Here is a 14,406-nt window from a genome sequence, read left to right as displayed (position 1 = left end):
TATCAAGGAGAATAATTCTCAAGGCTAGTTTTTTGTTATTTGTGTGGTTGGGGATTTAACTATATGCTAAAAACTATAATTAACATTATGCTAGGTAATTATAATTAACAGTATGGATGACGCGTGAGTATTAATACATCGTTAAATAGAAATATATTTTACTTGGCTTTAGTTCAAGGTAGTTCCTTTATATTACCATTGTTGACATTTCCATACTTGGTTCGTATTTTGGGTCCTGAGTATTTTGGTATTCTTGGTTTTTGCCAAGCTTCAATGCAATATCTTGTTTTACTTACCGATTATGGGTTCAATTGGACTGCAACTCAACAGGTGGCTAAATATCGTGAAGACAGAGGGGAGTTAACAAATATATTTTGGTCAGTAATATTTAGTAAATTATTGTTAGCAGTGTTAGCTTTTATCTTATTGCTAGTGGTTTGTTTCTTTGTAACAAAATATCAGCAGCTTTGGATGGTGCTTCTGGCATTTTCCCCCATGGTATTAGGTAATGTTATATACCCTATATGGTTTTTTCAGGGGGTAGAAAAAATGAAGTGGATTACACTCTGCAGTATTAGTGCTCGCTTTATGCTTGTGCCATTAACATTTGTTTTTGTACAAGGTATTGATGATTTATGGATTGCTGCTTTGATACAGGGCGGAACTAATTTTATTGCAGGATTGATTGGGTTTTATTTTATATTTAATAATAATTGGGTTGGTGGTCCTATATTTTCATTAGAGAGAATTAGATGTAGTCTACGTGATGGCTGGCATGTTTTTGTTTCGACATCAGCAATAAGTTTATATACAACAAGTACTACTGTTATTTTAGGGTTTCTTGCCGGCCCTGTTTCTGTAGGGTATTTTAATGCAGCTAATATGATAAGAGGTGCTGTGCAAAGTCTTCTCAATCCTATTTCTCAGGCTATTTATCCAAGGATAAGTTTCTTGATGGATAATAATTATTCTAAAGCAATATTGCTTATTAGGAAATCATTAATGTACCTTGGTGTAATATCTTTATGTGCTTCTGTTTTTTTGATTTTGTTTTCCTCACTTATTGTCAAGTATGGTGTGGGTGACGAATATCAGGCTTCTGTTTCCGTATTGCGATGGATGGCTTTTCTTCCATTTTTTATTTCACTTAGCAATGTTTTTGGTATTCAAACTATGTTGACTCATAATTATAAGAAACAATTTAGCTGGATATTAGTTGTTTGTGGGTTGTCTAATTTAATCATAATATTTCCATTGGTTTACTATTTTCAGCAAGATGGCGCCGCAATGTCAATGTTATTGACTGAGTTATGTGTAACTATAATTATGTATTTATTTTTACGGTCAAAGAACATTTATTTAATTAGAGGTAAATAGTTTTATGTATGATTATTTAATTGTTGGTGCTGGGTTATTTGGCTCAGTGTGTGCCCGTGAACTAACAAAAAAAGGTAAAAAGGTATTAGTTATTGAACGAAGGTCGCACATTGGAGGAAATGTTTATACTGAGGATTATGATGGTATTCAGGTACATAAATACGGTGCGCATATTTTTCATACAAATGATAAGGACGTATGGGATTATGTAAATTCATTTGTAGAGTTTAACCGATTTACTAATTCCCCTCTTGCATATTATAAGGGGAAATTATTTAATTTGCCTTTTAATATGAATACATTTTATCAGTTATGGGGAACAAAAAGTCCTAAAGAAGCACTAAGTAAAATTAATCAACAAAGGAAAGAAATGGATGGTAAAGAAGCGGAGAATTTAGAGGAACAAGCGATTTCTTTGGTTGGAAGAGATATTTATGAGGCTTTTATAAAAGGTTATACTGAAAAACAATGGGGGCGAAAAGCAACTGATTTGCCTTCATTTATAATTAAGCGTCTGCCTGTTCGCATGACTTATGATAATAATTATTTTTCAGATAAGTTTCAAGGTATTCCTATTGGTGGTTACACGAAGCTTATAGAAAAAATACTAGAGGATATTGAAGTAAGACTGGATGTTGATTTTCTTAAAGATAAGGCGTTATTTTCTGAGTTGGCTAAAAAAATTATTTATACTGGTCCAATAGATGAATTTTTTGAATACCAATATGGTAAATTAGATTATCGTTCTTTGCGTTTTATGCATGAGCGAATCGAGGAGGAAAATTATCAAGGTAATGCTGTTATAAATTATACTGAGGCTAATGTTTCTTACACAAGAATTATTGAGCATAAGCATTTTGATGTGGTTGATACGTCGCATACAATTATAACTAAAGAGTATCCATCAGAGTGGACATTAGGTGATGAGCCTTACTACCCTGTTAATGATGATAAGAATATGGCTTTATTTAAAAAATATAAAGCCCTCTCAAAAAAAGAGCCAAAGGTTTTGTTTGGTGGTCGGTTGGCTGAGTATAAATATTATGATATGCACCAGGTTATAGCATCTGCATTTCATTTGGTTTCAAAGGTGGAGGAAATTTGACTAATATCTATATAGCTACTCATAAATGTTATGATTTCCCTACTGGGTATATTCCAATTCATGTGGGAAAGGCATTGGGTGGTGGTGAGTTAGGCATTCTAGGTGATGATTCTGGTGATTCAATTTCTGTTTTGAATAAATCTTTCTGTGAACTGACAGCATTATATTGGATATGGAAAAATGACCTTTCCAGGGGGGATGATATAGTAGGTATGGTTCATTATAGACGATATTTTAAATCGAATGGGAAATATCAATATCTAAAAGGAAAAAAGATTGCCTCAATGTTCGATTTTTCAGAATTATTAAATGGCGTTGACATTATTGTTCCTGAAAAAAATAGATTTTTTGGTATGACATTATCTGAGCAATATGCTAAATATCATAATAAGGCTGACTTGGATATAACAAGAAGCGTAATAGAAGATATGTATCCTGAGTATATTTTTTATTTTGATTCTGTCATGAATGAAAGTATATCTAGTTTTTGCAATATGTTTGTTTCTAAAAAAAATATTATTGATGGCTACTTTGAATGGTTGTTTAGTATTCTTTTTGAAGTGAGGTCGAAAGTTGACATTGAGCATTATGATGATTATCAAAAAAGAATTTTTGGTTTTTTATCTGAACGATTATTTAATGTGTGGCTTGAAAGAAATAAATGCATATATAAAATCAATTATCGTAAGGTGATCGAAATTGAGCCGACTCCGCTAGTTTTGAGATTTAAAAAGTATTTCAAAAGAACTCTATTCTTTTTTGGTCTTAAATAATATGTACTGGTATCCATTAACCGTTTTATTAATGTTATTACTTTTTTGCTTTACACAAAAGCTAAAATTAAGCAGAAGTGTATCGATATTTTTATGTGGTTTTTTGATGTTTTTTTTCTTATCTGGAAATTATTTTAATGGCTATGATTGGATAAATTATGAAAAAAATTATCAATGTTTTTATTATAATAAGTATGACTGTTGGCTAAAATATGAGTTTGGATATAATGCTATTGTTTATTTGACTAGTCGATTTTTCGAAAATTATCATGCCGCTGTTATCGTAATATCACTTATTAATACTTATATTTTGTGCTGGTTTGCAAGGCGTAATACTACGAATCCTACACTCTATATTATACTTTTTTTCTCATTGTACGCTTGGGTTTTATATAGTGAAACATTGAGGCAAGCATTAGCCTTGTCTTTTTCTATGGTAGCTTTGGATTTTTATCGACATAATAAAAAGAATAGAGCTTATGCTATATGTATAGCTGCTTGTCTTTTTCATGTATCTGCCATATTTATGTTTTTATTGTTTATTTTTGAAAGATTTCCAAGATTTTCTATAACATTATTTGTTGTTTTTGGTTCTTTTATACTTATATTTATACCTGTATTAGCTGAGTATTTTTATATGCTAAATCCTAGGATATTGGGTTATTTTGTTAATGAGTCATGGGGGGGCACTCAAGAGAATGTTGGAATTATACAAATTAGTTCCATCATCTTTGGTGGGGGGCTAATCATGGTGACTAAGATGGCTTCTGATAAAGTAATCTATAATTATTTAATATGGGAGCGAAACTGCTTAATTCTATTTTCTGCTTTATATATTATATTTTCATTGGCTAAATTATATGCTCAGTATTTTGAAGTGTTATCTAGGGTTAATTACTATATTGCTTTATGTGGTTTTATATATTTAGTTGATAAGTTTACTTCTTTAACCTTGTATAATAAGAGTGTATATGCATTTTTTCTATTGTTTTTTATATTTTATAATCCATTTAGAATATGGGCGTCGGTTGATAAATTTGGTGAATATGACCATTTTTATATTGATATATTGCTTTTGAATAATAATGTATCTTTACAAGATAAAACTGATGTCAGATGTTATTATATTGAAAATAAATTTTCTTCTTGTGTTGAGCGAAAAATATGACTGGTAGGCGTTTTTTTGAATTATTTTCACCTATTATTAAGTTCTTTGTGCTTTTTCTACGTTTTTTTCCAAGATTCTTTTTATTAGCTTTATATGATTTTTTTAGTTTGGTTCCAACACGAATTGGCGTTTTGGCTAGATATATATTAGTTTCAGCTCAAGTGAAAAGCATTGGAAAAAATGTATATATAGGTAGGTTTGTTACAATAAAAAACATGTATAAGCTCTCTATTGGCGATAATGTGTCTATTCATGAATATTCATATTTAGATGCTTGTGGAAATATATATATTGGTTCTGAGGTTTCGATCGCTCATGGTGTAAGCATTATATCTTTTGAGCATTCTTGGAAAGATTCACTTAAGTCTATTAAGTATAATAATATTATATTTAAAGATATCATTATTAATGATGATGTATGGATCGGTGCTGGAGCTAGAATTTTAGGGGGAAGTATTTTAGAACACAGAACAGTTGTCGGGAGTGGTTCGGTTTTTAAATTATGTGGTATGAAAAATTCTATATATGCTGGTGTTCCGGCAAGAAAAATAGGTGAGATTTGATGAAGAAGGCATTGTTTTGTCATGACCATATATTTTTAGAATACGAGAAAGATTTCTATTCTCCAGGGAAAATGACATATGATGATATTTCTAGATATTTTATTTTTTGCCACTCAGTCACTATAGTTTCGAGATCAAAAGAAGTTGATGAGATAGATCGTGAACGATATAAATCAGTAACTGGCCCTCAGGCTACATTTATTAAATTTCCAAATGCATCAAGCTTTAATTCATTAATATTTAATAGGAAATTAGTTGAGTTAGCCAAAAATATTATTAATGGTTATGATATTGTTATTGTTAGACTACCATCAGAAATCGGTAATATTTTTGCAAAAGCAGCAAAAGAACTCGGTGTTTGTATTTTAGTTGAAGTCGTTGCATGTGTCTGGGATAACTTGTGGAATTTTGGTAAGTTAAGTGCGAAAATTTATGCCCCTTTAGCTTTCCTAAGAATGAAAAAAAATGTTAAATCTGGAAATTTTGTTCATTATGTAACTAGTAAGTTTCTTCAGAGTAGGTATCCTGCGTGTCAAAATGCCCTTACACTAAGTGTATCCGATGTTTTTATTCGCGAGAGAAAAAATAACACATATAAGCCCTCAAATGATACGTGTGTTAATTTATGTTTGATTGGAAGTCTAGATAATAAAATAAAGGGAATAGATATCGCTATTAAAGCAATATCTAAGTTAGAGGAGGAAGTAAAGTTATATATTATCGGGCCTGGCGATCCTAATCAGTTTCAATCATTATTGAATGAGTTAGATATTATAGAAAAAATTATTTTTATTGGTACGCTTAAGGATTCTGAGGCAGTTATGAATTTCTTAAATGAATGTATTGATATTTATATACAGCCCTCTTATCAAGAAGGGATGCCAAGAGCTGTTATTGAGGCTATGTCTTGTGGTATACCATGTATTGTTAGTAATGCTGGCGGAATGCCCGAGATAATTCAAAGTGACTGGATTCACTCTCGAGGAAACTCAAGCGAACTTGCAAATAAAATAATGAACCTTATAAAGTCACCTGTTTTAATTGGAAAAACTTCCTCATATAATTTTAATAAATCGAGAGAGTTTTTACCTGAAGTTCTTAATAAAAAAAGAAATGATTTTTACTTAAACATAAAGATTGGTATGGTTTTATTATGAAAATAGTTTATGTCATAACAAAGGCTGATGAGATTGGTGGGGCCCAAATACATATACGTGATTTAGCTAAGAAATTACTGGGTGATGGTCATGTCGTAGAGGTGGTTGTTGGTGAGAAAGGTGCGTTGATAAATGAACTTGAAAAGATTGGTGTTAATTACTATATAATTCCTGAGTTGGTGCGAGATATAGATTTTTTCAAAGATGTAAAGTGTGTTTTTAGATTGCGTAACTTACTAAAGAGTATAGCGCCAAATATAGTTTCTTTACACTCATCTAAAGCCGGAGTGATTGGAAGAGCAGCCTCTATTGGTCTACCGTATTCAGTTGTTTTTACGGCTCATGGGTGGTCATTTGCAAATGGTGTTAGTTTTAAGAGCAAAGTATTATATATTATTATTGAAAAGTTATTCTCTAGATTATCTGATGTAATAATAACCGTATCTCAGCAAGATAAAAACTTAGCTTTAAAATATAAAGTAGCAAAGGATGAAAAACAAGTCGTTATTCATAATGGAATGCCTTTAATTCAGTTGAATAAGAAGACATCTAATGATTATACAACTCAGTTAATATCAGTTGCGAGATTTTCGAACCAGAAAGATCATATTACTTTATTCTATGCTTTATCTGAACTTAATCAATTAAATTGGCATTTAAGCTTAGTAGGCAAAGGTCCATTGTTACCAAGTATGATGCAGTTGGCTTCTGACTTAGGCATATCAGCAAGAATAACATTTCTAGGTGAGCGTAGTGATGTTAGTAGCTTACTCGATAATAGCGATATTTTTCTTCTAATCTCTAATTGGGAAGGCTTTCCTCGTAGTATTTTAGAAGCAATGCGTAGTGGATTGCCTGTCATAGCTTCGGATGTTGGAGGCGTCAGTGAGTCGGTAATTCATGGTGAAACGGGCTATCTTGTAGATAGAAAATCGATCGAGCAAATTAAGCATGCAATCAACTCATTGATTCTAGATAAAAAACTATCATCCGATCTTGGAGCTAAGGGAGCGTTAAAATTTGCAAAAGATTTTACATTTGATTCTATGTATAAAAAAACTTTGTCAGTTTATAACGCGTTAATTAAGGAAAAACAATGAAAGTCGTAATTGTTGGTGGGAGTGGATTTATAGGTAGTTGTTTAGCAAATAGATTGTACAAAGCAGGTATTTTATTTTCTATTGCAGATATCAAAACTAGTGATAGTTTTCCTACGCTATCCACGTATGCTGATGTTACTAAGCCTGAAACACTCAAATCTGCACTTGAAGGTGCCTCAATTATTATTAACTTAGCCGCTGAGCATAAAGATAATATTCATCCAACAAACTTATATTATGATGTCAACGTACAGGGTGCAAAAAATGTTTGTGATGTAGCTACACAATTAGGTATAAAACATATTATTTTTACTTCATCTGTTGCTGTATATGGTTTTGTTGAAAAAGAAACTGCTGAAGACGGTGAATATCATCCATTCAATCATTACGGAAAATCTAAGCTAGAAGCAGAATATATTTATGATGCGTGGCAAGCCAAAAATCCATTACATTCTCTGGTAACAGTTCGACCGACAGTTGTATTTGGTGAAAATAATCGTGGTAATGTTTATAATCTTTTTAGACAAATAGCATCAGGTAAATTTTTGATGATTGGCGCTGGTGATAATCAAAAGTCAATGGCGTATGTGGAAAATATTGCAGAATTTTTAAAGTTTGCTACTACTTTTGAGTCTGGGCGGCATGTATTTAACTACATTGATAAACCAGATTTTACTATGAATGAATTAACAAATATTATTTGTGTTGCTTTAAATAAGAATAAGAATAATATTCGTATTCCTTATGTAATTGGTATTACGGGTGGATATTGCTTGGATTTTTTATCTAAAATTACTGGCAGAGAATTTCCAGTTAGTAGTATTCGAGTCAAAAAATTTTGCGCTCGGACGCAGTTTAAATCTAATTATATTGGTTCTACAGGTTTTATAGCTCCTATATCACTTGAGCAAGGCATTGCTAATACTGTTCGTCATGAGTTTTTGAAAGAAAAATAATATGGCTAAAAAGTCGACTTTTTTAGTGTTATAATTTTCTTGTTATTTTTATAAAGATTGTGTTTCTATTTTAATGTTTTTAGCTATGTCTATTCTGTAGAGATATATAATTATGAAAGTGGCAATTGCTGGCACTGGCTATGTTGGCCTGTCGAACGGAATTTTGATTGCACAACATCATGAGGTTGTTGCACTAGATCTCATTGAATCTAAAGTGAATTTGTTAAATAAAAAGATATCTCCAATTGTTGATGGTGAAATAGAGAACTATTTAGCGAGTAAATTACTTAATTTTCGTGCAACAATTAATAAAGTAGATGCATATAATGGGGCGGATTTTGTTATTATTGCTACGCCGACGGATTATGATCCCAAGACAAATTATTTCAATACCTCTTCTGTTGAGTCAGTGATTAAGGATGTTATTGCTATTAATCCAAATGCAGTAATGGTGATAAAATCAACTGTTCCCGTCGGTTATACAGCGAAAATACGTGAAGAATTTGGTATTGATAATATATTTTTCTCTCCTGAGTTTTTACGGGAAGGGTGTGCTCTTTATGACAATTTATATCCATCACGTATAGTGATAGGTGAGCGTTCTAAGAGAGCTGAAAAATTTGCTTCTCTGCTAGTTGAGGGGGCAATTAAAAAAGATACCGAAGTTCTGTTTACTGATTCTACAGAAGCAGAAGCGATAAAGTTGTTTGCTAATACTTACCTTGCTATGCGTGTTGCCTACTTCAATGAGCTAGATAGCTATGCTGAAGCTTTGGGATTAAATACTCGCCAAATTATCGATGGTGTATGTTTGGACCCTCGAATTGGAAATCATTATAACAATCCATCATTTGGCTATGGTGGCTACTGTTTACCGAAAGATACCAAACAGCTATTGGCAAACTATTCTTCAGTACCTAATAATCTGATTAGTGCGATTGTTGATGCCAATCGAACCCGTAAAGATTTTATTGCTGATTCCATTATTAACCGTAATCCAAAAGTGGTTGGTATATATCGGCTAATTATGAAGAGTGGTTCTGATAACTTTAGGGCATCTTCTATTCAGGGTATTATGAAGCGAATTAAGGCCAAAGGTATTCAAGTAGTAATTTATGAACCTGTAATGGATGAGGATGAATTTTTCAACTCAAAGATTATTCGAGATTTAGATAGTTTTAAAATGATGGCGGATATAATAATTTCAAATAGAATGTCTGGTGAGTTAGCTGATGTTGAAAGTAAGGTTTATACACGCGATTTATTCGGTAGTGATTAATATCCTATTGGTGCAGGTAATGCATTTATAGTGTTCAAAAATAGAATAAATTAAAGTACCAGAAGGTGGACTAATAACCAAGAGGTTGTCTTAGTTATTAGTCTAAGCGAGTTTTTCACTAATTAAACTAAAATACTAAATAAAACGTCACCCACCAATCAATCCACCCCGATACCGATCAACCCACATCTTAGTCGCACCACACACCGCAACCGGCATAATAAACAGGTTCAGAATCGGAATCATGGTTAACAGGTTAACGACGCCGCCGAACTGTAGATTACGCACTCTTTCTTTTGCCAGCGTGCTTTTCATATCGGCAAAGCTGATTTTATGGTTATCGAACGGATAATCATTATATTGGATTGACATCATCCAGGCGCTGAACAGGAACCAGACTATCGGAAAGAGGATTTGTCCTACTACGGGAATGAAATAGATCAGTAATAGCAGTAGAGCGCGGGGCAGGTAGTAGGCTAGCTTTTTCCATTCCCGTTTCATGATGCGTGGAATATCTTTAATTATTCCGGTAAATCCACTGTCTGGTAAAGTCTTACCGGTTAGTTTAGCTTCCAACTGTTCTGCCAGCAGGCCGTTAAACGGGGCGGCAATCCAGTTAGCAATGGTGCTGAACAGGTAGCCAAAAACCAGCAGTATGGTGATCACGGCAACGGGCCAGAGCAAATAGCTCAGCCATTGCAGCCAGTCGGGTACATAGCTCATTACCGTAGGAATCCATTCCCCTAGCTTGCCATATAGCCACCAGAATGCCCCACCGATTAAAATAATATTCAGCAGCAGGGGAAATAATACGAATCGCTTGATCCCCGGCAGGGTAACCAGCTTGAATCCTTGGGATACATAGTGAAAACCGCTTAAAGATTGCGGATTATTGCCATTAGAATTTGTTGTCATGCATTAAAAGTTCCTGTTATAAACGCAAATCAGGTTATCATATTCTATGATAAATACATTACTAACTTCATGATACCCTTGGTGCTTGAAGTTGCAGTTTTGCCGGTGATCTTTACTTATCTGAATGATTAGCTTTAGTTAGCGTATCGGATTTGTTTGTCTGCGGCCTTGCTGAAACGTCAATTACTTTGCGTGTAGATGGAAAAGTAACCAAAAAACAGTAAAAAATGCATTTATCGTTAATAAAAACAAGCACGGGCTTGCACTTGGATACGCGGACAAATAGATTAGTAGGGTGAATGTTTGCCGCGGTGGCATGTATTAGAAAAGCAGAGAAAGCAATGATGCAAAATTTGCGTCTAGTATTGATAGTAGTTGGAGCAATAGCAATTTTAGCGCTGTTAATTCACGGCTTGTGGACTAGCCGTAAAGAGCGCTCGTCAATTTTTCGTGATAAGCCATTTAAACGGGGCATATCACAAAAGACAGAACAGTCATTTGAGTCATTAGATGAAGGGGTGGGCGCTGTGCGAGTGCGTACTATTTCTACCCACTCTTCCGATCCGCTCGATGAACCAGAACCGGAAATGCGGGTTAATACTCAAGTTTTAGCTGAAGAGCCAGAACTGGTAGTCGATAATGAGCCTTCTCCCGTTCAAATGTCTTTTGATGACGTTTTGTTATCTGATGAAACACCTGAACCTGCTAAAGCAGATGAATCGTTAGCGGCCAATACTCAGCATCAAGTTTCAGAACCGCAGGAGCCTGCTGGGTTAAAAGAGTTGGTGATTGTTCTGCATGTTTCTGCACTGAACGGTGGCAGTATTGCGGGAGAGCCGCTGTTACAAAGTATTCTTCATGCAGGATTCCAGTTTGGTGCAATGGGTATTTTCCATCGCCATGTTGACCCTGCCGGTAGCGGCCCGGTGTTGTTTAGCTTAGCCAATATGGTGAAGCCAGGATCTTTTGATCCTGAGCATATGTCGGATTTCTCTACCCCCGGCGTATCGATGTTTATGATGGTGCCGTCTTTTGGCGATGCTCATCAGAACTTTAAACTGATGCTTCAGTCCGCGCAGCGTATTGCCGATGATGTCGGTGGTGTGGTTCTCGATGATAGTCGCCATATGATCACGCCGCAAAAGCTTGAAACTTATAAAGCCCAAATTAGAGAAGTGCTCGATAATACGGCTAAGTCACCGCGCTAAATCTGGCTTTTAACATTAGTTACTTTTATCTATTCAATAAAACCTCCGCCAGTCGGGGGTTTTTTATCATTAACGGTGAGTTATGGAATCTCTTAAGCAACGCCTAATCCAACTCTGTAATGAGTTACGTCATCATGAGCATCTTTATCACGTCCTTGATGCCCCGGAAATTCCTGATGCTGAATACGATCGATTGATGCGAGAACTGCGCGATATCGAATCCGCTCATCCGGAGTGGATTACTGATGATTCACCGACGCAAAGAGTCGGGGCAAAACCGTTAGCGGCGTTTGAGCAGGTTACTCATGAAGTTCCTATGCTTTCTCTTGATAACGTTTTTGATGAGCCAAGTTATCTGGCGTTTGATAAACGCGTGCGCGACCGCTTAAAGAATGAACAAGAAATTACCTATTGCTGTGAGCTTAAGCTTGATGGTTTAGCCGTTAGCCTGCTTTATGAAGACGGGCGGTTGGTTCAGGCTGCAACCCGGGGCGATGGGACTACCGGTGAGAATATTACCTCTAACGTACGAACAATAGGTGCAATACCTCTGCGACTGACCGGCGATGATATACCCAGCCGCGTAGAGGTCAGGGGAGAGGTATTTATGCCTCAGGCCGGTTTCGAAAAACTAAATGACCATGCCCGGCGCAATCATGAAAAAGTATTTGCTAACCCGAGAAATGCTGCGGCTGGTTCTCTGCGTCAGCTAGATCCACGAATTACGGCCAAGCGCCCGTTAATGTTTTATTGTTATGGCGTTGGGGTTATTAGCGGTGGTGATCTTCCCTCCAGCCATTGGCAGCGTTTAATGAAATTTAAGCAGTGGGGATTGCCCGTCAGCGATCGGATCAAATTATGTACCGGTAGCCAGCAGGTGTTAGATTTTTATCATCAGGTGCAAAAAGATCGCCCAGGTTTAGGTTTTGATATTGATGGGGTAGTCATCAAAGTTGATGATTTGGCACTGCAGGAGTCGTTAGGCTTTGTGGCTAAATCACCGCGTTGGGCTACTGCATTTAAATTCCCAGCTCAGGAAGAGATGACCGTTGTACGTGACGTTGAGTTTCAGGTAGGACGTACCGGAGCGATCACCCCGGTCGCCCGTTTAGAGCCGGTAACCGTTGCCGGTGTTACCGTAAGCAACGCGACCTTGCATAATGCCGATGAGATTGCACGTTTAGGGCTCTGTATCGGCGATACAGTTATGATTCGTCGTGCAGGGGATGTTATCCCTCAGGTTGTTGGCGTTATCGCCTCAAAACGGCCGTCAGGCGCTAAAGAGATTGTTTTCCCGATTGAGTGCCCGGTTTGCCACTCCGCTATTGAGAAAGTGGAAGGCGAAGCCGTTGCTCGTTGTAGCGGTGGCTTAGTCTGTGGTGCTCAGAGAAAAGAGTCCCTTAAGCACTTCGTATCCCGCAGGGCGATGGATGTGGAAGGGATGGGCGATAAAATTATTGAGCAGTTAGTTGATAAAGAATATGTCCATACGCCAGCCGATTTATTCCGTTTGTCGATCGGTGTACTGACCCGGTTAGAACGTATGGGGCCGAAATCGGCACAAAATCTGATCGAAGCGTTAGATAAAGCCAAAAGCACCACCTTTGCTCGTTTCCTGTTTGGTCTAGGAATTCGCGAAGTGGGTGAAACTACGGCGTCTAATCTGGCCAGCCACTTTGGTTCTCTCGAAGCGCTTCAGGCTGCGGATATTGATACGCTTAAAACCGTGCCGGACGTCGGTGATGTTGTCGCGAAGCATACTTTTAACTTCCTAAGAGAAGAGCACAACCAGAAAATTATTGCTGAACTGGTGGGTCCGGAAATTGGTATTCACTGGCCGGCACCGGTTGTGATAATTGCTGAAGAGATTGATAGCCCGTTTGCCGGTAAGACCGTGGTACTGACCGGGTCACTTAGCCTGATGTCACGAGATGACGCTAAAGCTAAACTGATTGCTCTCGGTGCTAAGGTCAGTGGCAGCGTCTCCAAGAAGACGGATATGGTGATCGCCGGTGAAGCCGCAGGCTCTAAGTTAGCAAAGGCGCAGGAACTGGATATTCCGGTAATTGATGAAGCCGAAATGGTGCGGTTACTTGGCGAGTAAGCGGAGAGCGACAGCTATGCTAGAGAAAGAGCATTTAATTCAGATCGCCAATACGCCGATGCCGTTTGGCAAATATAAAGGCCGAATGTTGATTGATTTGCCTGATGAGTATTTGCTGTGGTTTGCTAAAAAAGGCTTCCCGACGAGCGCATTAGGTCAACTGATGGAAATGACATTAGCGCTGAAGATTGACGGGTTAGATGAGGTGGTTAAGCCGCTGAAACGCAGATAAATCTTACTGTATAGTCATAAGAATGGCCTGATAATTCGGGCCATTTGTTTATCCAATTAATGGTATCACTAGGGCTAGTTATTATCGGCTTCAAATTTTAGAGTGCTAGCGACTGATGAGGTGGTACTAAGTGGGGGCTAAAGAGAGAGATTTTAAATGGTGCCCGGGGCGAGACTTGAACTCGCATGGCGTTGCCGCCGAGGGATTTTAAATCCCTTGTGTCTACCGATTTCACCACCCGGGCTAGGGGGATTGTTATCTGACTGACTCAGATATGAAAAAAGCGCTCTAAGCGCTTGATTCGAAATTTGGTGGGGCGTGCAGGATTCGAACCTGCGACCAATTGATTAAAAGTCAACTGCTCTACCAACTGAGCTAACGCCCCAGAGATTATGGTGGGTGATGACGGGCTCGAACCGCCGACCCCCTCCGTGTAAAGGAGGTGCTCTACCAACTGAGCTAATCACCC

The 14,406-nt window shown here is 36.8% G+C and carries 13 protein-coding genes and 3 tRNA genes; 12 read left to right on the top strand and 4 right to left on the bottom strand.

The genetic code is table 11. The features are described from left to right. Positions 1–123 precede the first annotated feature (123 nt). The 9 genes from YWE_RS0124135 (at position 124) to YWE_RS0124095 (ending at position 9,478) form a co-directional block, all read left to right on the top strand. The gene (locus tag YWE_RS0124135; protein WP_084167195.1) at positions 124–1,377 is read left to right on the top strand and encodes a flippase; all 1,254 of its coding nucleotides are present in this window, start codon (positions 124–126) and stop codon (positions 1,375–1,377) included. A 4-nt stretch (positions 1,378–1,381) separates the two neighbouring features. Continuing rightward, complete coding sequence (gene glf / locus YWE_RS0124130) at positions 1,382–2,482, top strand: UDP-galactopyranose mutase (RefSeq protein WP_029096741.1); 1,101 nt, start codon at positions 1,382–1,384, stop codon at positions 2,480–2,482. Continuing rightward, on the top strand, positions 2,479–3,255 hold the full coding sequence (locus YWE_RS0124125) for a DUF4422 domain-containing protein (protein ID WP_029096740.1): 777 nt from the start codon (positions 2,479–2,481) through the stop codon (positions 3,253–3,255). The genes glf and YWE_RS0124125 overlap by 4 nt, the downstream gene beginning before the upstream one ends. Before the next feature lies 1 nt (position 3,256). Beyond that, the gene (locus YWE_RS28605; RefSeq protein ID WP_036017063.1) at positions 3,257–4,423 is read left to right on the top strand and encodes an EpsG family protein; all 1,167 of its coding nucleotides are present in this window, start codon (positions 3,257–3,259) and stop codon (positions 4,421–4,423) included. Next, positions 4,420–4,986 carry an acyltransferase gene (locus YWE_RS0124115; RefSeq protein WP_029096738.1) on the top strand — a complete coding sequence of 189 codons (567 nt, stop codon included), beginning with the start codon at positions 4,420–4,422 and terminating at the stop codon, positions 4,984–4,986. Before YWE_RS28605 ends, YWE_RS0124115 begins: the two co-directional genes overlap by 4 nt. Then, positions 4,986–6,143 (top strand): glycosyltransferase, encoded by a 1,158-nt coding sequence (locus YWE_RS0124110; RefSeq protein ID WP_029096737.1) that lies wholly within the window; start codon positions 4,986–4,988, stop codon positions 6,141–6,143. The genes YWE_RS0124115 and YWE_RS0124110 overlap by 1 nt, the downstream gene beginning before the upstream one ends. Then, complete coding sequence (locus tag YWE_RS0124105) at positions 6,140–7,243, top strand: glycosyltransferase family 4 protein (protein ID WP_029096736.1); 1,104 nt, start codon at positions 6,140–6,142, stop codon at positions 7,241–7,243. The genes YWE_RS0124110 and YWE_RS0124105 overlap by 4 nt, the downstream gene beginning before the upstream one ends. Beyond that, positions 7,240–8,199: an NAD-dependent epimerase/dehydratase family protein gene (locus tag YWE_RS0124100; protein WP_029096735.1), complete on the top strand. Its 960-nt coding sequence runs from the start codon at positions 7,240–7,242 to the stop codon at positions 8,197–8,199. Before YWE_RS0124105 ends, YWE_RS0124100 begins: the two co-directional genes overlap by 4 nt. A gap of 112 nt (positions 8,200–8,311) precedes the next feature. Further along, positions 8,312–9,478 (top strand): nucleotide sugar dehydrogenase, encoded by a 1,167-nt coding sequence (locus YWE_RS0124095; RefSeq protein WP_029096734.1) that lies wholly within the window; start codon positions 8,312–8,314, stop codon positions 9,476–9,478. A gap of 147 nt (positions 9,479–9,625) precedes the next feature. Here the strand turns inward: YWE_RS0124095 and cysZ are convergent, their stop codons facing one another. Beyond that, complete coding sequence (gene cysZ / locus YWE_RS0124090; protein ID WP_029096733.1) at positions 9,626–10,393, bottom strand: sulfate transporter CysZ; 768 nt, start codon at positions 10,391–10,393, stop codon at positions 9,626–9,628. Positions 10,394–10,734: 341 nt separating this feature from the next. Here cysZ and zipA point away from each other — a divergent pair, with 341 nt between their 5' ends. The 3 genes from zipA to YWE_RS0124075 all read left to right on the top strand — a co-directional run bounded on the left by zipA (position 10,735) and on the right by YWE_RS0124075 (position 13,937). Next, on the top strand, positions 10,735–11,601 hold the full coding sequence (zipA, locus tag YWE_RS0124085; RefSeq protein ID WP_029096732.1) for a cell division protein ZipA: 867 nt from the start codon (positions 10,735–10,737) through the stop codon (positions 11,599–11,601). 82 nt (positions 11,602–11,683) lie between these two features. Continuing rightward, positions 11,684–13,705 carry an NAD-dependent DNA ligase LigA gene (gene ligA / locus YWE_RS0124080; RefSeq protein WP_029096731.1) on the top strand — a complete coding sequence of 674 codons (2,022 nt, stop codon included), beginning with the start codon at positions 11,684–11,686 and terminating at the stop codon, positions 13,703–13,705. Positions 13,706–13,721: 16 nt separating this feature from the next. Next, positions 13,722–13,937: a DUF3820 family protein gene (locus tag YWE_RS0124075; protein ID WP_029096730.1), complete on the top strand. Its 216-nt coding sequence runs from the start codon at positions 13,722–13,724 to the stop codon at positions 13,935–13,937. Positions 13,938–14,094: 157 nt separating this feature from the next. Here YWE_RS0124075 and YWE_RS0124070 read toward each other — a convergent pair. From YWE_RS0124070 to YWE_RS0124060, 3 genes are all read right to left on the bottom strand, one after another. Beyond that, positions 14,095–14,181 (bottom strand) — tRNA-Leu (locus YWE_RS0124070). A gap of 65 nt (positions 14,182–14,246) precedes the next feature. Then, a tRNA-Lys gene (locus YWE_RS0124065) sits at positions 14,247–14,322 on the bottom strand. Positions 14,323–14,330: 8 nt separating this feature from the next. Then, positions 14,331–14,406 (bottom strand) — tRNA-Val (locus tag YWE_RS0124060).

The sequence above is a fragment of the Budvicia aquatica DSM 5075 = ATCC 35567 genome, from assembly GCF_000427805.1.
Classification (GTDB): Bacteria; Pseudomonadota; Gammaproteobacteria; order Enterobacterales; family Enterobacteriaceae; genus Budvicia; species Budvicia aquatica.
The sequence above is the reverse complement of the archived record's forward strand: the minus strand, read 5'-3'. Positions and strand labels throughout refer to the sequence as shown.